The sequence below is a fragment of the Dorea sp. AM13-35 genome (assembly GCF_003473885.1).
Lineage (GTDB): Bacteria > Bacillota > Clostridia > Lachnospirales > Lachnospiraceae > Dorea_D > Dorea_D hominis.
The window spans coordinates 135,893-159,687 of record NZ_QUCZ01000002.1; the positions used below are offsets into that span (position 1 = coordinate 135,893).

Here is a 23,795-nt window from a genome sequence, read left to right on the forward strand (position 1 = left end):
TGGTTATATCTGAAAAACTTTTGTTTCAGTACCATACGTTTTTACATCATTCTCAAACGCCGGAGGAAACGCGCCTTGATCGGATCGGTTTCAGTACCATACGTTTTTACATCATTCTCAAACACGAGAGACAAGGAAGCAGCAGAGTTGCTAGTTTCAGTACCATACGTTTTTACATCATTCTCAAACGCCCCCAGTCTTGCCCCACAGCTCCTTGGGTTTCAGTACCATACGTTTTTACATCATTCTCAAACATTCAACAACACTGTATTCAAGTGTAACCTGTTTCAGTACCATACGTTTTTACATCATTCTCAAACACCTGTTGCCCCATCAATTAATGTCTTTAAGTTTCAGTACCATACGTTTTTACATCATTCTCAAACCTCAAATTCAAAAATGAACCGCCATCATTTGCGCAAAACAAGGTACTCAAACACATTTAATAGATTTCACATTGATCTCTATCTATAATATACCTTAATCCCTCTCCCATGCAATCTTTTACACAATTTTCCACAAATATCAGTTTTACTTCCTGATGAATTGCTTCTTGGATAAGTTTTTGCATTTGCAAATCTGACAAATAGCTCCGGAGATTTACAAATACAAAAATCTTATACTTCATGACTACCGCTGCAACTTTAATATAACGAATCAGTTTTTCAAAATAATCTTCCTCTATTATTTCATGCTGTACCTGTAATGCTTTAAATATTGCCATCCAGTCAACATCTTCTGTAAATGTAAGTATATAATCTGTTTCCTGTTCTAATTCTAAAATATATTTTTGTATACTTTGTGCTATCTCTTGCGTTTTTACATACAACTTTTCAGAATAGGCAACTTGTTGCATTTCCTCATATAATTTATTCACTATCTTTTTACTGTTGATATCTATGCTGAAAATATCAAATACAATATCCATATTTTTTGATATTCCCAGTTCTTTATCGGCATCAGATAGTACATACCTTCCATCATTTCCGTCACATTGATTCTTCAGTTCATATACAAATGCCGCGAATCTTTCTGTTGCCTCAATTATCCATTCTGTATAATCAACAGTATCATCAATGATTGCTCTGCTTAATTCCGGATGAACTAATTTCACAAAACCACTAACCTTTCATCGGTATCTAAAACCTCACTCTTTAAATCTCCAACAACAATATCCATCTTAGCATATTGCTTTTCTGTAACTGTAAGAAGCTGAATCAACCCTTCCTCTGGTTTATTCTTATGTACATTATCTACAATTGCGTTAACTGCCGTTCCATTTAAAGCTAATTTACAATATACCGATTCCTGTAACATCAGAAAGCCATTTTTAAGTAAGAATTTTCGGAATCTGGTATACGCTCTTCTATTCTCTGCTGTTAATACCGGCAGATCAAAAAATACTAATACTCGCATAAACCTATAACTCAAACCTGTAAAACCGAACCAGAGAACTATCATCATCATTTAAAGCATCAAACACACTTTTACAATAAATCTTTATTGCATTGTTTACATACTGTATTCTTCCATCTATTGATACTTCTTGATTCAAAATGTTTACCAACTGCATTTTCTCATCATGCTCAAAACTGTCCAATTTCATCTGTTTTACTTCACGATCAACCAGAACACGAAACGGCTCCATCAAATCGGACGCTAAATTAAATTGATTAAACATATTATCATGAAATAATCCCAACTGCGTAATATATCCATTGGCAACTATTTCTCTTGTAAATGTCGACAAGATAATAGAATACCCGTAATTTAATGCAGCATTAATATTATTGTCTTCTGTCCTTGTAAAATCCAGTCCGAATAATGCATTAAAATAAACCTTGGCAGCATGTCCTTCTCTGTTAGTTGTATCATTCCAGACTATTTTCTTTAAATAAGATAATAAAAGCTCCGCTTCTTCCTTTCCCAACATTTCTAACAATTCTTTCTGTTTCCGGATCTTTTCTGTTACTATTTCCGTCCATACTGCCTCCTTTGTGTTCTTTTTCCAGGCAATCTGTTTCCGGATTTTATTGCTTGTATCATGACTACCGTAATAGCCGATTAATTCTGACGAAGGATTCTTCTTCTCATCACAGAATATCACTTTGATTTTTCTTCTCGTCAATTCTGCCAATAAACTGGTAGTCAATGATACAGCTGTTGATTCTATTAGAATTGTTGATATTTCACTTAATACTACTTTTGTTACTTCTTCACTTCGTACAACCATGTATCCCAATTGCAGATCCAGTTTTGCCCGTTTAGAAATAACAATTATACGCCAGCTCATAGTTTTAATAAATCAATCTCTTTTTCATATATTCCAGTTACAGATTGATTTATAATAGAAATTTGTTTACATTTTGTTATATTATTATTTATTTTTATTGATCCAGCCTTCGCCGGTCCTGAAATCAATGTTAAATTAGCCATCGTACTTTGACATTGGAATAAATGTAATATTTCTGCTAATACAGTACATTTATCTTCCAGACTCAGTTTTTCGAACTTCCCTTTATTGTCTATCAAGGTTGATGCCTGCAATCCAAGTCTGATTTTGTAAATTGTATTCTGTAATTTACTCACAAATACATCATACAAATGTGTAAGTTCTGCTTCGTTTATACCATCAAACGCCACAATCTTCACATTTTTATTTTCTATTTTCCGATTTATGAATTTTATAACCTTTTTTAGTATTTTAGTTTCTTCATCTGATAATAATAATTCATTTGCACCTTTAAAAATCAATTGTTTTCCTGTTCTTCCGGACAACCACATATAAAATCCATCTACTTTAAATAAAGTATCAATTTTGATCTTATTAATCAGAATAACCGGCTTTGACAATTTCCGTTCTTTCATAATCTCACGCAAATATTCCAGTGCATTTTCTTTACTCCGTTCTATATAATCTTTTTTATAAATCGGAACAAATTCTATCGTCCTTTGTTCATTTCCTTTTGCATCAGTAGATTTGACAAGCATAAAATATGCACCAGCCGCCTTATTATAGCCACCATATTTATTAATGTCGTGTAACCGCTCATCACTCGTTTTAACCGGAACCTGTCCTTTTCCTTTCTTCATAATCTGCTGGTCAAACAGTCCACCCTTTTCTTCATAAGATCTTCTGGTTACAAGAATATTATTTTTATTCATTACATTTCGAACAGTTTTTATCGTTCCCTTATCTCCTGCTTTCCATGCTACTTTTCCATTTCTGGAAATATCATGGATAAACATTTTCTCTAAATTATATGATCTGCCCGGATTTTCTTTTATAAACCAAACCGCATTTTTGGTAAATTTCGTATAATATGCATTTCCTACTACAATATTTAAATATGCATCTTTTGCATGATGCAAATCGTTCATATCACGCACTTTAACAAAATCATAATCCTGTCGGAATTTAGATACACTTCTGCCTTTCACATACACAATTTCTGAATCCGGCATAACTTTTTTTAATAGATCTGCAACAACTTTTGTACTCTGTCTTGTTTCAACAATCTGTCTCTCAATAAACCCAGCCAGTTCATCCGAAGTAAGTTCTGTTTTTCTGACTAAACGTTTATATTTTTCTTTTGTAATAAAATTACCATCTAACAAACTTTTCCAGAATCCACCTTGTTTTTTCTGTATATCGGAATTTATTGGATAATCATCAGATTTCTTAGAATTATATTCCTTTTTTACAAGTACGCGGTTATTTAAACTATCATCCATTGTTTTGGACTGCGGATATATATGATCAATATCATATTTCGTATTATCCCACAGATCATCAAATTCAATGCGTTCTCCAGAATACATACAGTGTCCTCTCTGAGTATAATACAAAAATAATTTATCTTTCCTAAGCTGTTGTTCTTCATGCTTTTCTAATTTCTCATATATTTCCTTTTCTTCCTCTTTACATACTTTATAGAGATCCATCAAATGTTTTTTTCTAGACTCCGTCCGTTTACTCTCCTGCGATTCTCTTGCCATTTCAACAAAAATTCTCTCCGGCTCTTTTCCCATTACTTTCTTTATTTCTTTTATCACTTGTAACGTCTGCCATATCTGACGTTTTACTGCCGGAGATACATATTGTTCCTCTACAGTTTTATACGACAATGTTGGATTATTTTGTTCCTCATTATACTCTTTGATTTGATCACTGAATTGATACTTCTTCCCTAATAACTGACTCAGGTTTTCATTTGTTTCCCATAATGCAGTTATAAGATTCCATACTTCGCCTGTTTCCGGCGCTGGTATGGTTATCTCCTCTAAAAATTTTTTTGAAAATCTTCCCCAGCCATGATAAGACAAAGCTGCTATACTGCTTTTCTGTTTATCTGTCAGCTTTGGAAATAGTTTCCCTAATCTTTGTTTTAATAGCTTTTTATCATCTCCAAATAATACAATATTCTGTATTATCTCTTCCTTTTCACTTTGTTTTAAATCTATTCCGCTTAATTTTTCTTTAAAATCATGGTAAGCCGTCAGCGATGCCTTAAAATCTCCATCAATTCCAGTAATATCAACATCTCTTTCTGCAATTCCTTCCCTAAGCAGAAAGTTCTTTAAATCTTTTTGACGTACTTTTCTTCTTTTACAGAATACACCTTCATAGATTTTTTGCTTTAATTCTACTGATATTTCTTTTCCATCCAAGCGAACATTATTCAATTCATTCAATACCCTGTATTTACTATACAGTAATGAATCTTTCGGAAGTACATCCTCGCCAATCAAATATGTACACTTATTCGTCATTCTTTTTATAAACTTTTCTGCACTTGCCTCAACATCTATGATATCCGTAAAATTCCACGGATAAATTTTATCTTCACTCTTTCTTACAGCCCAGGTATACTTCGGTTCATTTTCTTCTTTTACTTTATTTAACGGTCCGACATAATATGGAATTCTGAAAGTAAATAGCTGTATTAATTTCTCTTTATTTTCAGCAATCACCGGGATACGAGCACTAAGGTTATCCAAAATCTTCTGTAATTCATACTTATGAATCTGGTATGGCAATACTCCATTATCTTTTGTAACCTGTCTCGGCAAAAATTGATCCGTCTCTATTTCATTTTTCAAATATGTCTTTTCTTCACTCTCTGGCAGTTTTTCCACAATTGTTTTATTCAGATATTTCAAAAAGTCTTCCTGACTGCATTGCTTCCCTCCCAATGCAGTCTTTTTACCATTCACTTTCGTCATTCCAATGTAGGCTGGATAATTGGCAAGTTTGGCATCTGACACAACAAATATTTTCTTATAAATATCTTTAGAAAAATTTTCTCTTACCACTTCCTTTAATAAGCGAAGGTCTGCTTTATGTTTTTCATATACTTTAATCTTTGCTTCGGAAATAGAAGTGCATCTATCCAGAATATCTGTTAATACAGACCAGTCATAGACAGCTTTTGCCGATGCAATAATATAAAACTGTTCTCCAAGTTCTGCCTCTACAGAATCTATATACTCATCGTATCCATTGTCAGCAAATGAGATCTTAGGTCGTTCATTTTCATCCAACTCTTCATTTGCAAAAATGTCACTCAATTTAGCTGTTCCACCAGTCAGAAGAGTAATCACCGCCTTTTCGCACTTTGTCCTGGCACCAAGTTCTTTTACCAGTCTGCTTTTCTTTGTTGATTTTAATATATTCTTATTACTTAAAACTTCCTCAATATACAATATTTTCTCTTCTGTTATTTCTAAATCAAAGTCCAGTTCTTCATCCTTAACATTCTGGATAAATGTTTCAAATGTATTTTTAAACTCTTTAACCTGCTCTATGTCTCCCGATAACAAGAAATGTCCCCTGTGTTTTATCATATGATGCAGTGCCAGATAAACCAATCGAATATCTGGTACTTCTTTTGTCTCCATCAGCCATTTTCTCAAATGGTAAATCGTTGGAAACTCTCTATGATAATCTTTATCTGTGAACTCAGGATCAACAAATAATGCATATGGAAGCTCTGGACGCTCCCCGTTTATGTCTCTTTTATCTTCCGGATAATACTTACTTTCTTTCATTCTCAAAAAAAATCCCGGATCGATCTTACTGACTTCTTCTGCAAATAACTCCTGCAGTATATTAATTCTCCAACCTCGTCTGTCCAGTCTTCTTCTGCCTGTCCTGTGCATACGCCTTTCTTCTGCTGTCTTAGCACCTTCAAATAGACGCACTCCCCATAATGCTTTCCCATGTCTTCTTAAAACATGGTATTCTTCATCTGTAACACTCCATCCGCAAGAACTAGTACCCATGTCCAGACCTAAATAGTAATTACCATCCATTGTTTTCCTCCCTTTTGCTTTATTAATTGTTTATTTTATATTGACTTTATTTCCAATATTCTCTATACTAAAGACAAGTTTAGTACCATATTAGACTTTACATCATAAGTTCAAATAAGAATTTATTCAAATCGTCACTTTGATGTGACCCACAGTGTGTGGATGAGCTTGCTATGCAAGCTCTTTTTTATTTATCAATAGCAGAACGGAGAGTAAAAACTGCTATAACTGCTGTTTTTACTCTCCGTTCGTTCTGTCCAAATAGCAAATTTGTTTTCGTAAATAAATTATATTATATATTTCTATTTTTATGCAAGCACTTTATTTATTAAAAACTTATCACAAAATAATAATTCCCCTACCTGTTCTTCTCCTCCCAGTAATCATATGCATCATCATACCCATTGTCGTAATCTCCATCTCCAAATTCTTCTGCCCACTCATCAGCAAAATCGTCTGGATCATCATAATCATACACGTCATACGGATCATATTTTTTCTTCTTTTGTGTGTTCTTAGAACTCGTCGTATCATTATCGCTGTCAGACGTGTCTTTCGAATCAGATTCTCCCATGAGTCTTCCTCCAGCTTTTATAACAGGACCGCCGCTCGCGTCACTGTCATCTTCATCATTCTCATCTGTATCCTCGTACTCATCTGCATCGTCATAATCATCTTCTTCTGCCTCATCTGCATACAACTGCTGTCTCTTTGAATCTGTCAAAATGTACTCATCGTCTCCCTTTTTCGTAAGAATATACCATCCAGCTTTCGTCTTTATGTCCATCTTATCAGAGACGTTCGTATACACAACCACATTCCTGTCGTTTTTGTAGTTAAGAAACTTTCGCTCTACCTGGGATGTTTGCAGTATATCATATGCCGGCTTCATATAATTACAGACTTCTTTATAGCTTTTGTTTTCATTATAAATTTCATCCAACTTCACACATGTAAACTCAACACTGTACGAAAATGGATAATCACCATCTTCATCGCAGATAGCACTGTCTTCATCCTCATCATCTTCTATTTCTCTGCCATATTCATCATACTCCGGCGTCGATCCCGAATATTTGTCATACTGATACAAAACCTCCACACCTTCCAGTCCGGCTTTTTCAAGTGTCTTCTGCAGCTTCTCTGTATAAGATGACATATATTGTTCTGCCATCTGCTCTCTTGCGTGCTGCTCCTGCTGCGCTTTCTTTTCCTGCCACTGGCTGTAATATCCGGAAAATACATACACTCCCCAAAGAAATAACACTGCAAAAATACTTGCACCAATCAATTTTATTATCTGTTTCTCATTCATAATATTTTCCTCAACGCTTTCCTTTTATCCTTCTACATATTCCAAATAATCGTCCTCACTTGCGAATAACATATAACTTCCGTCTACATATCCCATATATCCCTGTGCTGTTGTATAACCTTTCATATTTGCCACTCTCCTTGCTATTGTGACCGGCTCTCCGGCATGTCGTGTTTCTTTGATAGCTATAGAATAACAAAAGAGGTGTACAATAAAAGCACCTGCTGGTTTATTTAAGTTTATTTAAAGTTATTTAAGTTTCTTTAATTGCCTGATTATTTATTGATTGAGCAGACTGATAATAGCTCTATACAACAAAAGGTTAGGAAACTCCCTTTCAGTTGTTCCCTAACCTTTTGTTTGTAACATCGTTTATGTTTCTTTCACACTCCGCTAAATCCATGTACTCGGCTCATTTTTTCTATATTTTAACGGAGACACTCCGTATGTTTTTTTGAAGCTTCTGATAAAATAACTTATATTCTGATAGCCACTGAGCATTGCAACCTCTGTAACTGGAATGTCCGAATTTTGTAACAACTGTTTTGCATGCTCCAACCGCAAATATGTAACATATTTTGAAAGCGTAATATGAAAATGTTCTTTAAAATATTGCGATACATATTTTTCAGAAAGATGGAACTGTTCCCCAAATTCCTTTAATGATATCTCCCCTGTAAAACTCTGCTGTATGTATGAAATCATCTCTTTTTCTACAGTATTTCTTCCACTTTTATCATTTTCGATTATAAATCCATTCTCCCACATGTGAAGAATAAATTGTAAAAGAATTATTTTTGTCTTTATCTGAACAGCTATTTCCAACTTCTTTTCATCATTTTTTGCCATATATATTTCGGCCAACTGCTCACACAACTCTTTTGCTGCATCCTTGATCCTTGGTCTTATCATCAAATGACCATTTTTTAATGGAGTAAGCAATTTATCATCTAACATGTCATCTGTGCAAAAAGAGATATATTCAAGTGGAAAAAGGAAAGTAAAATAATCCACTTCTCCAGTCTGTGAACCCATGAAATGCAGATTGCCCGGCGACACTACAAAAGCATCCCCGGGGGTTCCAATGTAATTTTCTCCTGATATACTTACAGTCAAAAACCCACTTTTTACATATATAATTTCCAGTTCATCATGCCAATGTACCGGTATCTGAAATGATCGTCCCTCATTTTTTATATAATATGTACTAAACGGATCATCCTTTGTACCATGCGGTTTATTTTCCTTTAATTCAAAGTACATAATCTCTCCTATACTTCTATAAGACCTTTACTTTTCCATTTTCCACTCTTCCATCTAAGTACCATTCCCACAGCTCTCGCACATTCGTCACCTGCCATAGCAATATGTGATCCTACAGCCAGAAGTCCCATGTGTATTCCGAGAAAATAAGTTCCGCCAACTGCAAACAAATACATAAATATTGCACCTAGTATAACCGGGAAAAGTGCGTCTCCACTCGTTTTTAATGCCTGACCATATACAAGGTTTGTTACCCTTCCAAATTCAAGAAAGACATCTACTATTAACAACTTTACCACAAGATTTATCATCTGTGTATCATCAGTAAATATATGCACGATAAAATGTCCTGCCAATGCAAATGTCACGGAAAAACAGGTCGCTGTGATGATACCGTATATCGCAGCTTTTCTCGTTCCCCTTTTACATTCCTCAAACTCTTTTGCTCCAATTCTCCAACCAGTCATAATTGCATTTGCCTGAGCAAGGGCAGCTCCCACACAATATGAAAAATTTGCAATCTGTACAGCATATGAGCGTGCTGTAACATTCATTCCATCCACATCCATCTGATTCATAAAACGCACAATAAAGGTCATTGCGATGTTGTAAAGTGCTGTTTCAAGCGCAGAAGGAAAACCAATCTTAACAATCTGCGCAAATATCTTTCTTGATGCAATTCGCTCAGGACTCTGTTTTGCTTTTATAAGCACAGCCCCCATACCTACTACAATAATAAGATTTACAACTCTTGAAATAACCGTGGCAACAGCAACTCCCATTACACCCCAGTTGAATACAAATAAGAATACTGAATTAAGTATTATATTGAGAACATTTCCAACAACAGTTCCTATCAAAGAATGTTTTGTATATCCAAACACTCTCAAATAACTGGAGAAAATAGGAATCAGTGCATTTAAAAAACATGCGCCGCCAACAATTCTAAGATATATTTCAGCCGGCTCAAGCAAAGCCGGAGCAATACTTACGATTCGAAGTATCCCACCAGAAAAAGTAGCAAGAATTACAGACATTACGATACCTATCAATGCATTGAATATAAGTCCAAGTTGTCTTGCCTGATACGCTATCCCCGGTCTTCCGGCTCCGATATTTTGTGACATAACAGCTATCATACCCGACGATATTACGCCGAACATGATAATAAAAACACCTATATATGTATTTGCTGTTCCCACTGCTCCTACAGCCTGGTCGCTTACAGATGATAGCATAAGCGTATCGACCATACCTGAAAGCATATAAAATAAAGTTTCTAAGCATATTGGCACAGATAACTGTGTTAATGTTTTTCTTTCAGCTGCCATAGTTTTCTCCTCACATACAATTCAAGAATACTATATCAATAATACAATATATTTCTATGTAAACTTTATATCTGATTTTTGATTATCCCTATAAATATTACACTTTCAAGCTTTTCGAAGTATAGAAAAACACTCATTTTACCACGAATATACCACGATTAAACGAGCCTTGATATGACGATAAAATAGCACTAAAAAGACACCATTGACACATTGAAGTGGTGTCTTTTATTAATAAGCAGTCAATCCTAAGACTAACTGCTTTTGCAAAATAAAGGTAATCACTATTTTGTTTGTTTCTTTAGAATAATATAGCTTGCAATCACAACTACAAAGAATACTAACACGAAAACTAAAGTATGAAATATTCCTATCGGATAAGGTGCAATCCACCCTTCTAGTTTGAAAACCAATCCTGAAATATATCCTGTAATCATAGAAATAGGCATAAAAGCAACTCCGATTATATTAAGCCAATTTACATAAAAGGGGGATTTTTCTTCCGATAGTATTCTCGCTATAAAATATCCAACAATCCCTATAGCTTGAATAATCATTGAACCCCAAACTGCTTCCATTGTTTGTTCTGCATACCAATTACCAAATGCACAAAACAGCCCAATAGCAACAAAAGCTGTTGATGATATATAAAGTACCTTACTCGTAAGCTCTTTATTTTTTTGTTCTTTGTCTGCTACTGGTTCAATTCCCTTTAGGATATAGTCAGTTGTTACTCCAAAAAAATCACTCATTATAATTATTTTTTCTAAGTCAGGCGTACTTTGTTCACTTTCCCATTTGGAAACAGCCTGCCTTGAAACTCCAACTTTATCCGCAAGTTCCTCTTGTGATATTCCTTTTGATTTCCTTAAATATTGTATTCTGTCTGCCATATTCATTAGCTAACACTCCTTTCTTTCATGGTGTAATTTTAGCAATATTATCAGTTGCATAGCCACCATTTAGATATGGAAATATGTCAACTGGCAGTTGCAATGATGTTTTTTGACAAATCAGCAGAATATTCTTGCTTATAACGTAATTTAAACATATCCATATTATAACAGTTCCATATATCCGCCACAACAAAAATCAGCACACCCCCCCTTGACATTTTTCTGTCTTGAAAAATACACACTTTTTCTTTCTTCCTCTTGATTACCAACCACAGAAAAGAAAAAGCCCTGTCAAGAGCCTTGCCACCATTGGTGGTGCTTTGCACTCTTTACTGGGCTTTTTGTTTGCTGTATCTTTCATTCAAGAGGAAAATTAAAGACCTCTGTTCCATTTCTCTTTCAGATAATCTTCATAGTCCGTTTCATCAAAATCTAACTGTGGCGAAGTGTCGGGAATGTTATTTCTGCTGTCTATGTCCGCAAGTTGACGGAATATCCAGTCATCATAAGGGTCATGGTATTTATACTCTTTGGGCTGTTCTCTGTATCGGTCTAACCCTCGCATTTCCTTATGTACTTTCATCATGCGTTCTATTTTTTGACGTTGTATCAACTGCTTGATTTCCATAAGTTCTTCTAACTCCGTAACCTCATTGGTAATGTAGTTATGAATATACTGTATGAGTTTGGTTTCCATGTAAAATCTGCATTCTTTTTCATCATTGAAAAATTCATTTTCAGACAGATAATCTAAGGAAACATTGAAGTCCTGTTCCCGTTTGATAATATCCATGATATATGGTTCGGTGTGGTCAATATACTTCCATTCTCCTGATAATAATTCATTGGGCGTTACTCCCAGCACGTCCATTATCTTTTCTAATGTGTCAAAGGTAGGATAATTCACACCCCGTTCAATCTTGGAAAGGCTCTGCATATTGATACCGATTTTATCCGCAAGTTCCTGTTGTTTCATTCCTCTGTGTTTTCTTATGGTCTGTATATTCTCTCCTAAGAAACTGATTTTCTTTTCATAATGTTCCATAACTTAGTATAACCGCTCCTTTCGTTGCTTTTCTCGGTGTTTATAAGCATATCATACTTAATATTTATCAAAAAGTCAATCAAAACTTCTTGACAAGTAATTCTAATGGCGTTATTATCGTATTAGATAGGGTGATTAAGCACGCTAGGGTCAATCACACGCTTGAGTAAGCATAGAAAAGATGTATTTTCATTTTGATAGCATGAATAAGCATGGACTATCAGACCGAAAATAAGGTTTCTGACTGGGGCTGTTCCGTTTAGCCACGAGTCTTACAAGGCTCGTGAGCGTTAAGAACGGATCAGACACAGGAAGAAAGGGAACGCCTTTAGGCGTTCATAAAGGGCGTATATGTAACACCGCCCTGCGTATACATGTCATAGTACCTAGAAACTGTGATAAATAAAGGAAAAAACACGATTTTTACCCGCAAAAAACGGGGCATACGAAAGGAGCAATGCACTATAACTACACACAAAAATTTATCCGTTAAGATTGATTACATCAGCATTGTATTTGAAACGGCAACCGCTGAAGATATAATCATGCACATTTTAGATTTACCGACTGACATTTTCAATGTTTATCCAGCAATGATAAAATTCAAGACTTATCAAGCACGCTGGCAGATTGGAGATATTTATGTATCGGGGGACGCAAGAAAGACAGAGGATAACCCACAGGGGCTAGGCTGTTATCTTGTTATGACTGGCAGAGGTTGTGATGATATTTTCCGTATTCTCGACAGTAGGAATTATACCTTTGGGGATATGTTTCGACGCTGTGAGCGAAGATACGGACTGGATAACTTTCATTTCACAAGACTTGATATTGCCATTGATGATAAGAACGAAAAGCCATTCTTTACCATAGAGCAGATAAAGAAGAAATGCGAAAAAGAGGAATTTATTTCTAATAGTGAGGGCTACCACTTTGACGAAAGCAAGTTTGATGATTTCGACACCGCAAAGACTGTTTATATCGGTGCTGGTAAATCGGGATTATCCTACCGCTTTTATGATAAGGATAAGGAAGTCTGTTCAAAACATAATAAGACACTTGATGAAGTCGGCAGTTGGAAACGGACAGAAATGCAACTGCGTGATGATAAGGCTCATGTTTTTGCCATGACATTCAAAGACAGACCGTTGGAACTTGGGGAACTGGCTTTCGGGCTATTAGCAAACAACCTACGCTTTGTCGTGCCAAACAGAAATGAAAGTAATAAGAGCAGATGGAAAACGTGTCGGTTTTGGGAACGATTTTTAGGGGCTGTGGAAGTCTTGAAACTGCAAGTACCGAAACTACATAATTCCCTTGAGGAAACACAGCAATGGCTCACAGAGGGTGGCGTGATTTCTGCTGTCAAAAGTTTTTATTTCTTAGAAGAACATGATGCATTAGGTGGACTGGAAAAAGTGGGAACTATGCTTGACAGGGCAAGATACAGCAGTTCCCTTTCCAGTAAATTAACCGCCCACTTACAGAGGATAGACCGCACCGACCTTATCCCCTATATCCAGTATGACACGAAACATGGGAAAGGGGGTATCTGATGAATAACAACGACATTCCCGTATGGGAAAAATACACCCTTACCATTGAAGAAGCGTCAAAGTATTTCCGTATCGGAGAAAACAAGTTAAGACGCTTGGCAGAGGAAAACAAGGACGCTGGCTGGCTCATTATGAATGGCAACCGCATACAGATTAAACGCCGACAGTTTGAAAAGGTCATTGATAAATTGGACGCAATCTAATGCAAATGAGCCTTGTATGTGTTATGATGAATACAAGTCATATCAAGGCTCTTTCCAACAAGGAAAGGAGCAGACACCATGAAAGAAAAAAGACGGGATAGTAAAGGACGTATCCTGCATACTGGAGAGAGCCAACGAACAGACGGAAAATACTTATATAAATATGTAGACGCATTTGGAAACACAAAATATGTGTATGCTTGGAGATTGACACCCACAGACCCGACACCAAAGGAAAAACGGGAAAAACCCTCACTTCGTGAACTGGAACAGCAGATAAGACGGGATATTGAGGACGGTATCGACAGCACAGGCAAGAAAATGACGCTTTGCCAACTCTACGCCAAACAGAACGCACAGAGGGCAAATGTGAAGAAAAGCACACAGAAACAACGGGAACAACTCATGCGGTTATTGAAAGAGGACAAGTTAGGTGCTAGGAGCATTGATACGATAAAACCCTCTGACGCTAAGGAATGGGCGTTACGCATGAAAGATAAAGGCTTTTCCTATAACACCATTAACAACCATAAACGCTCGTTAAAAGCGTCATTCTATATCGCCATACAAGACGATTGTGTAAGGAAAAACCCTTTTAATTTCAAGTTAAGTGAAATCATAGAAAATGATACCAAAGAGAAAGTAGCATTGACAGAGGAACAGGAACAAGCCTTACTGTCATTCATCAAGACGGATAACGTGTATCACAAGTATTATGATGATGTGCTGATACTGTTAAAGACAGGACTTCGTATCTCGGAACTGTGCGGACTGACAGTAGCCGATATTGATTTCAAGAATGAGGTTGTGGTTATCGACCACCAGTTATTAAAGAGCAAGGAACAGGGCTATTATATTGAAACGCCTAAGACAAAGAGTGGAACAAGGCAAGTGCCATTAAGCAGAGAAACGATACAGGCATTTCAACGGGTCATAAGGAAACGCACAAAAGGGAAACTGATAGAGATAGACGGATACAAAGATTTTCTGTTCGTCAATCCGAAAGGCAATCCTAAAGTTGCGATTGATTACAACGCCTTATTTGTCCGTATGGTAAAGAAATATAACAAACACCACAAGGATAACCCCTTGCCACATATCACACCACATACGCTACGCCATACGTTCTGCACAAGACTGGCAAGCAAGAACATGAACCCGAAAGATTTACAGTATATCATGGGACATTCAAACATCAGTATCACAATGAACTGGTATGCTCATGCGTCCATAGATACCGCAAAATCAGAGGTTCAGCGTCTAATCGCATAAGAAGTATTTACCACGATTTTAACCACGCTTGATAGCGAAAATATAAGAAGATAGACCTAGATATGTGAGGTTCACCACAAAAGCAAAATGCCCGTAGAGCCTATAAAATAAGGCTTTGCGGACATTTAAGAAGATATAAAAAGATAGTCAAAAAGACATATATGATTTATGATAATTCTTGTATAATATCCTGTGAAAATTGCACTATTTCTACTTTATCTTAAAAAGTACTAGATCGTGTTACTGAAAAATGGACCGCAAAATACCCGAATTCTATGAAACACTGGTATGATAACTGGGATGCAATAACGCCGATTTTCAAGTTTTCACCGGATGTCGGAAAGGTTATTTACACGACCAATGCAATTGAAAGTCTGAATTCTACCTACCGTAAGCTCAACCGTCAGAGAAGCGTATTTCCAAGTGATACAGCATTCCTGAAAGCCCTGTATCTGGCAACTTTTGAAGCCACAAAAAAAATGGACTATGAGCATTAGAAACTGGGGACGGGTCTACGGTGAACTCAGCATTATGTATGAGGGACGACTCCCAGAATAACAGAATCTATATGCATGATGAGAAGGACGTTTTTGACGTCTGCTACAAAAAACCTTACTGACTCCTCAAAATCAGTAAGGTTTTATTCATATAAATAGGTCTAAAATTTGTTGGTGCTGCCATATCGTTGCCACAATAGGCTGTTCACACTCTGCAAAGCCTTTATTTATGGGCTTTTCCGCGATTTTTCAAGCTACTCAAACTCTACAAAGACTAACGCTTTTTGTTTAGGAATTATTCTCTGTAATGTTTCTCGTTCTTTTGATTATTTGATATATCCATATTATCCTGCCTATACGAGCTAATGTTATCATTTTGTTATCGGCATTGATAACACCTACTCGATAACTGTGGATAATAACTATATGTAGCATGTCAAATTATAAGCTATTTTGCTTAGAGATTCAACACAAAACTGAAATTTTACTTTTCCTTATATTCATCTGGTATTGCTATTTGAAATGTTTCACACAACAGCATCACATCATGCACATCATTTTTATCGTGTTCATATCCCAAATGAAGCATTACCTGACTCAATGGTTCAATACAAGAAACAGTTATATCTCCAACTTTTCCAATACCGGAAAAAGTTTTTGATGGAAATATATCTCCCTCATAAACAATTCCGTCATCTGTAAATTCAAAACAATGTAAATCAATGATTCTTTGTTTATCATCTTTCCAGACAGTATGACCATCCGTTGTATAATCAGTATTTACTTCCTCAAATCCATGCTGCTTAATCACATAAATATAATCATGATAATGTTTCAGTTCAACAAACAAATCAATATCATTGTGTATTCTTGATTCTCTTTTAAGAAGTGCATCAACACCCCATCCGCCATCTAAATATACTTTAATTTCGTTTTGCAAAGCATATTTTATAATTTCACATGCATCTTCTGTACGTACCATAATCTATCCTCCAAATTCAAATCTTTGTATGCTTTCCAACTCACTAAAAGCCTGAAATTTGTCAGTCTTTCATCCTTTTTGTTATCAATCACCAATTAGCTGTAATCCATTAGGATTTAGCTGATATATTTTATCGCACACCTCTTCAATATACTTTCTATCGTGAGAAATGCTAATGACAGCCCCCGGAAATTCTCGGAGCATTTTTCTTATTACCGGACCGGACAATGGTGAAAAATTTCTTGTCGGTTCATCCAGAATAAGAACATTTGCACCACTTAAGCTCATCCTCAAGAGAAGCACTTTCGCCTTTTGTCCGCCTGATAACTCCCGAATCGGATGCTCCATTTCATCTGGTGTGTATTTAAGTGAACCAAGGTATGTTCTAATTCTTGTACGCTCTTCTTTATCTCCTGTTTTATCAAGGTAATCAACCGGTGTAACATCCAAATCCAGCAGGTCTTCATAAGTTTGAGGCATATATTCTGCTTTAATGTCATTCCGATTTAGGAGTTCTTCCGCTATCTTTTTTAGAAGAGTCGTTTTTCCTGCCCCGTTGGCTCCTATCATACAGATTTTTTCTGAACCTTTTATTTTTAAATGAATTCCTTCTGCTAAAATTCTTTTGCCATCCGGAGTCACAAGCTTTGAAAGTTCATATTCTATGACCGTTTTTCCTGCGGGAATGTGTGAGTTTTCATCCCCTAATTTGACAAAGATTGCTTCTTCCTGTTCCGGCATCTGAGTCATATTTTCATCTTCTTTTTCAAATCTTCGTTCCATTGCCTTAACCGTATGCATTTTGTCCTTTAAGTTTTTGGCAACAGACGGTGCTTGTCTGGTACAACTTCTTAATGCACCTTGTACACTCTGCATAACTCTTTGATATTTTTCATCGCGAATCTTTTTCTCCCTACGGTCACTCAGTGCCCGCTGTTTTTGGATTTCAAATTTATGAAGCCGTTCTTCCACATAGCGTCTATAGGGAAGCTTTGCCACGGTATATCTCGCCTTTGTTTTTCGTATAATCTGCTCGATATGTATCACCATGTTGGCAGTACGCTCTATCAGCGTTTCATCGTGTGAAATAAAAAGCACAATGTGCTTCCAGTCATTTATGATTTTTTCCAGTAATGTAAGCGTCGCAATGTCGATGTCATTGGAAGGTTCGTCCAACAACAGCACAGAAACATCGCGAATGAAAAGCCTCATAAGTTGTGTCTTGACTTTTTCGCCTCCTGAAAGACTACCCATTGTCTGGTTACTGTAGAAAAAATCATTTTTCATTCCAAATTTTCCCGCAATAACAGACAATTCTTTAGGCGTTTTCTCCCAGAATATTTCCTCTTCAGAAAAATATTCGTATATTGTTTTTTCCTTATCTTCATCGAGCATCTCCTGCGGAAGATAACCAAGACGTTCGTGTCCCATTATCCTTTCCCCATCTGCTTCTATATAGTTTTCTACAAGCGACGGATTGTATATCCACTTCATTAATGTCGATTTCCCATTTCCCTCTTCTCCAATAATAACTGCCTTATCTCCATCATTTAGCACAAGGTTGAAATCATTAAGAATTATTCTCAGGTCTTTTTTATGTGTTAAATTTAATTTTTTTATCTGCAACATTAAAGTTTCTCCTTTTCGAAGTCTGAGCCAATTATTATTTTGAACACACAAAAACGAGTCTTTTTTGCATACGCAAAAATAGACTCGCTAAATAGACCCTTATTTCTTTTCCAAAAGGAAAACAAAGGAAATGCCTCTTGCGATAATCCAACTTAAGCGTACACAAAACAAACCTATTCTCTACAGGCTCAATAACTATATGTGTCTTACTTAAATCAAATTATCTATTAATCATTTCCTCACCTTACACAAAATGTGCCTTTCTTTCTTCTAATGGCAATACTATCATACTGTATTTTTTGTGTCAATACATTTCACCTTATGGAAGTGCAAATTAAAATTTTCACTTCCTAATTATACATCCAACCATTACGAAATTCAATCTTTCACAACCTCTTTACAACCACAACCACAGCACTCCAGCAAACGCAGGAGCACCATACCGTAAAACGCTTATGTGTAAATCAACTCCGTTCCTACAACTTCCCTCACACAAGCCTGAATATTATTCATTCTTCCAATCCATTCGTAGGGATTATCTTTCTTTAATTGTTCCGTCACATCTTGTCTGTCGGCATATTCCTTTACCAGTCGAAGAAACATATCCTCTGCTTGCTTATCGACTTCTGCAAGATAACTATGCAGCTTTCCGCTTGTCAGCAGGTTCATATATAACACTTTATAGTGTTCCTTTAAATGCCTTGCATGTCGTTTCCCCCATAAACCAATCGGCTCTATTTCTTCTTCGGCTGGTACTGTGATGTTCGGCAATAAATAATCACCCACCTGTCTATAAGTTCCGCCCATTTCTTCAAAAATTGTCTTTGTCATTTTCCTTTTCCTCCTGTGATTTTTGTCTATCGTGATCGTGTATTATCACGCTTGCGACCTTTAACTGTTCTTGCCTGCTCCAACAAATCATCTATCTGTTTGCGACCAAAAACCTTACGGAGCAGGCTGTAATCTTTATTTTCTGCTTTTAGGATTTTGTTTTCTTCGGTCAATCTTTCATTGACTTTCTCCAAACGCTGATTGGTGCGGTATAACTGTGCATTCGCTGTATTCAGCCTATGATAGTTGTCCCACCCCTCAAAGCAGCGGGCAAGCACCGTTTTGACAAGTTGCTTCAATTTCCTTACAACCGGCTCTGCCATTTTGGTTTTATATGCCTTTGCAGTCATAAATTTCTCTGGTTCTGGCAACTGATATTTCGGTGCAGTATCAAGCTCTATTTCAAGATTTGACAGCTCGTCTTTTGCCTTATCATAGTTCAATACTCGTTCCGACAACACATCAAATTCAATCTGTTTCTGCTCGATTTTCGCACCTAATGCCGCCACTTCTTTTTCTCTTTCCTGCTTTTTATAATCCAAAACAGAAAGATGTTTTTCGTGTGTGCCTAAATGTTCCCACTCAATCCCATAACGTTCCATCACCGCCGCAAGCTGTTCTTTTTCGGACTGTATCCATTGCGACCACTCCGTATCGCCACGACTGCCGCCCTTAAAACCTTGCGTTGCAAGAGCCTGCTTTAGTGACACTCTTGTATCAAGTCCACGCTTGCTGCCTGTGGTAAAAGGTACAAAATCTATGTGCAGATGTGGTGTAGCTTCATCCATATGCAGATGAGCCGAGAACACCCGAAGCTGTGGATTTCGCTCCTGAAAACCCTGATAGTATTCATCTAAAATCTGCTTTGCCAGTTCTCCGTTTTCCGTATCGGCGTTCATATTTCCCTTACCGCCCACCTGTAAAATGATTTCGTGGAACGGTTTTTCCTGCTTGGAACTTCGGATTTTTTCATAATAATCTTTTATCTTTCGGTCTGACCTTATCTGCTTGGCATTGTATCTTTCCAATGCTTCATCAAACAATTCGTGATAAACTGTCTTTATATTTTCATTGCAGTAGTCGATATTGAGATGAGTACGAGTTCCGTCTACATTTTCTGCTCGGAACTTTCGGCTATTGTGATTGACCGAGCCTTTACCGACCATTGCACTTATCGTTCTCTGCATTTTTTCATCTCCCATCTGTAAATTTCAACATTCTCAGGTTTTGTTACTTTTGTCAAAAGTAACGCAAAAGCACTTTTGACGGGTACACCCATCAAAAATGCGACCTGTAAACAGGTTTTGCGTTCTCCGAAGGCTCTCCGAGGGGTGAGCGTGTGCCGGTGGCACACACGCCTGCGAACCGACCGAGCCAGCAGGCGAGACCAAAGAGCCGCCTTTGAAAAGGCACTCTCTGCACACTCCCCTAAACTTTATCCGGTGTCAAAGTGTGACGATGGTGACAATGTTTTTCACAGCGTGCTGCTCTCAAAAACATTGACACCTTTGACACCGTTTGTCACGCCGTCTGCTCGGTTTCTTTCCAAAGTGAAACCTTTCTTCCGTCGTGTGTGCGGCTGTTCTGATAACGGATACCGTAATCACGAAACAGCCTGCTTGCGTTGATACTGAGCCTTAAAGAAAGTACATTCGGCTTTATATCCACCGCAAGCCTTTCGCAAAGTTCCGAAGCAGTTCCTTCCCATCTGTCACTTTCCGAAAAGAGCGTATCCGCTATCTTCTCAAGCAGAGGTTCGGGCGGTTCTTTCCACATCTCCGTTTCCGATTTTGCAAAGTTCCACACCAATCGCTCGCTGTCCCTTACAAGATGGATTTTCATATCCTGCTGGTCTCTGCCAGCAACATCAAGTGTGGCATTGTTGGAAGTACGCTTGTCCTTACTGAGAACAAATGCACCGTCTGCCGCACCCATCAGACCATTCGTGCCTGAAATCATATCGAATATATCTTCCGATTTTTGTTTGCGTGTATGATGAACAATAAGCATTGAAACCTTGTAACTGTCTGCCAACGCTTTCAGCCTTGCCACAACATCATAATCACTTGCGTAGCTGTAATCTGCTCCGCCTGCTTCACGCACACGCTTTAAGGTGTCTATGATAATCAAGCCTGTGTCTGGGTGTTCCCTCATAAACCCTCTTATCTGTTCTTCCAGTCCGCCATTGACCGTTTTACATTCCGTTGCGAAATACAGATTGCCTGTCTCCTTTGCACCGAACATCTGAAACAATCGCTTCTGCAAACGTGGGTAATCATCTTCAAGGGCAAAATAAAGCACCGTTGCCTTACGCACCTTATACTCCCAAAGCGGTGTGCCTGTGCTGATATGATAGGCAAGCTGTGCCATCATAAAGCTCTTTCCCACTTTCGGGGAACCTACGAAAAGGTAAGTTCCCCTTTGGAGCAGACCGTCGATAAGTGGTGTCTGAACCTCAAACACCGTATCATACAGCGTTGTCATTGATACTGTTTTCAGATAGGAAGGGTCTAACTGTCTGAGTATTTCCCTTTGCATTTCTTCAAAAGATTGCTCGTACCCCTTGAAATCCGTATCCTGATTGACTATACTATTGTCAGTACATTTGGAAAGTGACTGTTCCGCATCTGTTGCCGCAGATACATTTGGAATAGTCATTTCTTTTTTATTCTCCATTCGCATCCTCTCCTTTCAAACCGCCGAGAATAATGGAAATCAGTTCTATTACACTCAGCAGTTCATCATCCACACCTTTTCCTGCTTCAATCCTTTTCAGTTCCGCAAGGACTGTGGCAAATTCCGTTTTCAACGCCTTATACACTCTCGGATTGCCCTGTACCACCACATCCTGATTTAAGCAACGGCGGTAACAATACTCCTGTTTTGGCAATCCTGATAGAGCTACAGCTCTGTTAATGAGTTCGTTTTCTTCGGGCGATACTCGAAACCCTACTGTGATATTCCTCCAACGATTTTTGTTATCTCTGTTCTTAGCTGACATTTTCAAAATCTCCTTTCCCTAAATCATCTAATTTTTCTGCCATCTCAATCTGCTTTGACGGAAAGAGGTGTGCGTACTGATAAGTAATATCAATACTTTCGTGACCAACTCGGTCAGCAATCGCCACCGCAGAAAAGCCCATATCAATCAAGAGTGAAATGTGGCTGTGACGGAGATCGTGAATGCGGATACGCTTCACGCCTGCCGCCTTTGCCCCTCTGTCCATCTCGTGATGAAGATAGCTTTTCGTCACCGTAAAGATACGGTCTTTCTTCTTCAATCCGTAAAGCATACCGAGATATTCTTTCATTTCCTCACACAGAAACTTCGGCATTTTAATCGTGCGGTTGCTCTTTTTCGTTTTCGGAGAAGTAATCACATCCTGCCCTTTCAAACGCTGATAGGATTTATTGATTGTGACTGTTTCCTTATCAAAGTTGAAATCTGCCGGAGTCAAAGCTAACAGCTCGCCCTCTCGGATACCGCACCAGTAAAGCATTTCAAACGCATAAAAGGAAACAGGCTTGTCCATCATCTCAAAAGAGAATTTCTTGTATTCTTCCTTTGTCCAGAACAGCATTTCCTTGTGTTCCTCACGTCCCATATTTCCCACCTTTGCCGCAGGATTGGAACGCAGTTCATAGTAGCGGACAGCGTGATTGAAAATGGCGGACAACTGATTGTGCAGCGTTTTCAGATACGTCTGTGAATAAGGCTTTTTCTTCTCATCACGATAGGCAAGCATTTCATTCTGCCAAGTAATAATCTCCTTTGTGGAAATCTCGCTGATTTTCAGTTTCCCGAAATACGGAAGTATCTTTGTGCGTATGATATGCTCTTTGGTAAGCCACGTGTTTTCCTTCAAACGGTTCTTCACATCATTGATATAAAGCTCCGTAAAGGCTTCAAAACTCATATCAAGGTCTGAAGAAGTCTGCAATTTGAACATTCTTTCCCATTCCTGTGCTTCTCGTTTGGTAGCAAAGCCACGCTTGCATTTCTGCTTGCGTTCCCCTTTCCAGTTCACATACCTTGCCATCACATACCAAGTACCGTTATCTTCATTCTTAAATACCGGCATTTACATTTCCCCCTTTCCTGCTCCGTAGAGCCTTTCGTAAAAATACTGGCGATTTACACGCCCTGCAATCGTAATAAAGCCCTTTGCTTTCAATTCCTCATTTAATTGTCTGATGAGTTTATATGCATAAGGTTTTGATACGTTTAGTTCCTGAGCCACATCTTCGGCTCGGATAAATCTGTTTTCCATATCCTTTTTCTTCCTTTCTTAAAATAATTTTTTGCTTGCCGCTTTCTCCGTGTTAAAGTTCCAACAGGCACTCCTGCTTGTCGGCAGGCGCTGTGCTGTCCCAATGCACCGCAGTACATCAGGCGCTCGCTCGTATAGGGGTTCCCGAAAAGTCGGAGACTTTTGGGGAAGAGGAGGAGCAGTGCAGCGAATGAGCTTTTGTGCTTGCACACAAGCGAACGATACGGAACTTGCTCCGACGAGGTCTTGGCGGTTTGGCTTTTCGGACGGTCATTCAGTTGTCGCATTAAGCATATTTGTTTAATTCGTAATTTATTTTACTAAACATATTTGCTATTGTCAAGTGGTTGCAAAGAAAATATTAAACATTTTTGTTTCGGTTTTTCTTG

The 23,795-nt window shown here is 37.6% G+C and carries 20 protein-coding genes, 1 pseudogene and 1 CRISPR repeat array (1 of these 22 cut by a window edge); of the genes and pseudogenes, 4 read left to right on the forward strand and 17 right to left on the reverse strand.

The annotated features are described in order from the left end of the window. Positions 1-386: a CRISPR direct-repeat array (repeat unit 36 nt; unit sequence GTTTCAGTACCATACGTTTTTACATCATTCTCAAAC); it begins 1,031 nt to the left of the window's first position. Between the two features lie 56 nt (positions 387-442). The 9 genes from csn2 to DW152_RS03625 all read right to left on the reverse strand — a co-directional run bounded on the left by csn2 (position 443) and on the right by DW152_RS03625 (position 12,165). Beyond that, positions 443-1,114 carry a type II-A CRISPR-associated protein Csn2 gene (gene csn2, locus DW152_RS03580; protein ID WP_021861463.1) on the reverse strand — a complete coding sequence of 224 codons (672 nt, stop codon included), beginning with the start codon at positions 1,112-1,114 and terminating at the stop codon, positions 443-445. Beyond that, complete coding sequence (gene cas2, locus DW152_RS03585; RefSeq protein ID WP_021861462.1) at positions 1,111-1,416, reverse strand: CRISPR-associated endonuclease Cas2; 306 nt, start codon at positions 1,414-1,416, stop codon at positions 1,111-1,113. Before cas2 ends, csn2 begins: the two co-directional genes overlap by 4 nt. A 4-nt stretch (positions 1,417-1,420) precedes the next feature. Beyond that, positions 1,421-2,293, reverse strand: a complete 873-nt coding sequence (cas1, locus tag DW152_RS03590; RefSeq protein ID WP_117536955.1) for a type II CRISPR-associated endonuclease Cas1 — start codon at positions 2,291-2,293, stop codon at positions 1,421-1,423. Then, positions 2,290-6,315, reverse strand: coding sequence for a type II CRISPR RNA-guided endonuclease Cas9 (gene cas9, locus DW152_RS03595; RefSeq protein ID WP_118287969.1), 4,026 nt, complete (start codon positions 6,313-6,315; stop codon positions 2,290-2,292). The genes cas1 and cas9 overlap by 4 nt, the downstream gene beginning before the upstream one ends. Before the next feature lie 358 nt (positions 6,316-6,673). Further along, positions 6,674-7,630: a hypothetical protein gene (locus DW152_RS03600; RefSeq protein ID WP_118287970.1), complete on the reverse strand. Its 957-nt coding sequence runs from the start codon at positions 7,628-7,630 to the stop codon at positions 6,674-6,676. 393 nt (positions 7,631-8,023) lie between these two features. Then, positions 8,024-8,893 carry an AraC family transcriptional regulator gene (locus tag DW152_RS03605; protein ID WP_118287971.1) on the reverse strand — a complete coding sequence of 290 codons (870 nt, stop codon included), beginning with the start codon at positions 8,891-8,893 and terminating at the stop codon, positions 8,024-8,026. Positions 8,894-8,901: 8 nt separating this feature from the next. Further along, the gene (locus DW152_RS03610) at positions 8,902-10,224 is read right to left on the reverse strand and encodes an MATE family efflux transporter (protein WP_118287972.1); all 1,323 of its coding nucleotides are present in this window, start codon (positions 10,222-10,224) and stop codon (positions 8,902-8,904) included. A gap of 284 nt (positions 10,225-10,508) precedes the next feature. Further along, positions 10,509-11,123 (reverse strand): helix-turn-helix domain-containing protein, encoded by a 615-nt coding sequence (locus DW152_RS03615; protein WP_008393242.1) that lies wholly within the window; start codon positions 11,121-11,123, stop codon positions 10,509-10,511. 370 nt (positions 11,124-11,493) lie between these two features. Then, a complete protein-coding gene (locus DW152_RS03625) occupies positions 11,494-12,165 on the reverse strand; it encodes a helix-turn-helix domain-containing protein (protein WP_008393244.1) in 672 nt (223 codons plus the stop codon). Positions 12,166-12,659: 494 nt separating this feature from the next. On the opposite strand from DW152_RS03625, the gene DW152_RS03630 reads away from it, so the two are divergent. The 4 genes and pseudogenes from DW152_RS03630 to DW152_RS03650 form a co-directional block, all read left to right on the forward strand. After that, complete coding sequence (locus DW152_RS03630; RefSeq protein WP_268885626.1) at positions 12,660-13,721, forward strand: replication initiation factor domain-containing protein; 1,062 nt, start codon at positions 12,660-12,662, stop codon at positions 13,719-13,721. Continuing rightward, positions 13,721-13,924: an excisionase gene (locus DW152_RS03635; protein ID WP_002610247.1), complete on the forward strand. Its 204-nt coding sequence runs from the start codon at positions 13,721-13,723 to the stop codon at positions 13,922-13,924. The genes DW152_RS03630 and DW152_RS03635 overlap by 1 nt, the downstream gene beginning before the upstream one ends. 78 nt (positions 13,925-14,002) lie before the next feature. Further along, complete coding sequence (locus DW152_RS03640; RefSeq protein WP_118287973.1) at positions 14,003-15,196, forward strand: site-specific integrase; 1,194 nt, start codon at positions 14,003-14,005, stop codon at positions 15,194-15,196. Positions 15,197-15,426: 230 nt separating this feature from the next. Beyond that, a pseudogene (locus DW152_RS03650) lies at positions 15,427-15,754 on the forward strand (transposase); the annotation flags it as partial. Between the two features lie 423 nt (positions 15,755-16,177). Here DW152_RS03650 and DW152_RS03655 read toward each other — a convergent pair. From DW152_RS03655 to DW152_RS03690, 8 genes are all read right to left on the reverse strand, one after another. Further along, positions 16,178-16,675 (reverse strand): nucleotidyltransferase domain-containing protein, encoded by a 498-nt coding sequence (locus DW152_RS03655; RefSeq protein WP_009247521.1) that lies wholly within the window; start codon positions 16,673-16,675, stop codon positions 16,178-16,180. 84 nt (positions 16,676-16,759) lie between these two features. Next, complete coding sequence (locus DW152_RS03660; RefSeq protein WP_009247522.1) at positions 16,760-18,304, reverse strand: ATP-binding cassette domain-containing protein; 1,545 nt, start codon at positions 18,302-18,304, stop codon at positions 16,760-16,762. Between the two features lie 453 nt (positions 18,305-18,757). Next, the gene (locus DW152_RS03665) at positions 18,758-19,135 is read right to left on the reverse strand and encodes a TnpV protein (protein ID WP_009247523.1); all 378 of its coding nucleotides are present in this window, start codon (positions 19,133-19,135) and stop codon (positions 18,758-18,760) included. A gap of 26 nt (positions 19,136-19,161) precedes the next feature. Further along, entirely contained in the window at positions 19,162-20,301 is a 1,140-nt protein-coding gene (locus DW152_RS03670) for a plasmid recombination protein (RefSeq protein ID WP_019190307.1), read from the reverse strand. Positions 20,302-20,656: 355 nt separating this feature from the next. Next, complete coding sequence (locus DW152_RS03675) at positions 20,657-21,811, reverse strand: AAA family ATPase (RefSeq protein WP_009247525.1); 1,155 nt, start codon at positions 21,809-21,811, stop codon at positions 20,657-20,659. Next, positions 21,801-22,136 (reverse strand): plasmid mobilization protein, encoded by a 336-nt coding sequence (locus tag DW152_RS03680; RefSeq protein WP_009247526.1) that lies wholly within the window; start codon positions 22,134-22,136, stop codon positions 21,801-21,803. The genes DW152_RS03675 and DW152_RS03680 overlap by 11 nt, the downstream gene beginning before the upstream one ends. Next, the gene (locus DW152_RS03685) at positions 22,126-23,217 is read right to left on the reverse strand and encodes a site-specific integrase (RefSeq protein WP_009247527.1); all 1,092 of its coding nucleotides are present in this window, start codon (positions 23,215-23,217) and stop codon (positions 22,126-22,128) included. Before DW152_RS03685 ends, DW152_RS03680 begins: the two co-directional genes overlap by 11 nt. Then, on the reverse strand, positions 23,218-23,406 hold the full coding sequence (locus DW152_RS03690; RefSeq protein WP_009247528.1) for a transcriptional regulator: 189 nt from the start codon (positions 23,404-23,406) through the stop codon (positions 23,218-23,220). Positions 23,407-23,795: the final 389 nt, after the last annotated feature.

Excerpts from the sequence above, each read along its gene's own strand:
- cas1 (WP_117536955.1), bottom strand. The coding sequence starts at position 2,293 with ATGAGCTGGCGTATAATTGTTATTTCTAAACGGGCAAAACTGGATCTG.
- DW152_RS03600 (WP_118287970.1), bottom strand. The coding sequence starts at position 7,630 with ATGAATGAGAAACAGATAATAAAATTGATTGGTGCAAGTATTTTTGCA.
- DW152_RS03640 (WP_118287973.1), top strand. The coding sequence starts at position 14,003 with ATGAAAGAAAAAAGACGGGATAGTAAAGGACGTATCCTGCATACTGGA.
- DW152_RS03675 (WP_009247525.1), bottom strand. The coding sequence starts at position 21,811 with ATGGAGAATAAAAAAGAAATGACTATTCCAAATGTATCTGCGGCAACA.
- DW152_RS03685 (WP_009247527.1), bottom strand. The coding sequence starts at position 23,217 with ATGCCGGTATTTAAGAATGAAGATAACGGTACTTGGTATGTGATGGCA.
- DW152_RS03615 (WP_008393242.1), bottom strand. The coding sequence starts at position 11,123 with ATGAATATGGCAGACAGAATACAATATTTAAGGAAATCAAAAGGAATA.
- cas2 (WP_021861462.1), bottom strand. The coding sequence starts at position 1,416 with ATGCGAGTATTAGTATTTTTTGATCTGCCGGTATTAACAGCAGAGAAT.
- DW152_RS03690 (WP_009247528.1), bottom strand. The coding sequence starts at position 23,406 with ATGGAAAACAGATTTATCCGAGCCGAAGATGTGGCTCAGGAACTAAAC.
- DW152_RS03660 (WP_009247522.1), bottom strand. The coding sequence starts at position 18,304 with ATGTTGCAGATAAAAAAATTAAATTTAACACATAAAAAAGACCTGAGA.
- DW152_RS03670 (WP_019190307.1), bottom strand. The coding sequence starts at position 20,301 with ATGGTCGGTAAAGGCTCGGTCAATCACAATAGCCGAAAGTTCCGAGCA.
- DW152_RS03610 (WP_118287972.1), bottom strand. The coding sequence starts at position 10,224 with ATGGCAGCTGAAAGAAAAACATTAACACAGTTATCTGTGCCAATATGC.
- DW152_RS03605 (WP_118287971.1), bottom strand. The coding sequence starts at position 8,893 with ATGTACTTTGAATTAAAGGAAAATAAACCGCATGGTACAAAGGATGAT.
- cas9 (WP_118287969.1), bottom strand. The coding sequence starts at position 6,315 with ATGGATGGTAATTACTATTTAGGTCTGGACATGGGTACTAGTTCTTGC.
- DW152_RS03665 (WP_009247523.1), bottom strand. The coding sequence starts at position 19,135 with ATGACAAAGACAATTTTTGAAGAAATGGGCGGAACTTATAGACAGGTG.
- DW152_RS03635 (WP_002610247.1), top strand. The coding sequence starts at position 13,721 with ATGAATAACAACGACATTCCCGTATGGGAAAAATACACCCTTACCATT.
- DW152_RS03655 (WP_009247521.1), bottom strand. The coding sequence starts at position 16,675 with ATGGTACGTACAGAAGATGCATGTGAAATTATAAAATATGCTTTGCAA.
- DW152_RS03625 (WP_008393244.1), bottom strand. The coding sequence starts at position 12,165 with ATGGAACATTATGAAAAGAAAATCAGTTTCTTAGGAGAGAATATACAG.
- DW152_RS03680 (WP_009247526.1), bottom strand. The coding sequence starts at position 22,136 with ATGTCAGCTAAGAACAGAGATAACAAAAATCGTTGGAGGAATATCACA.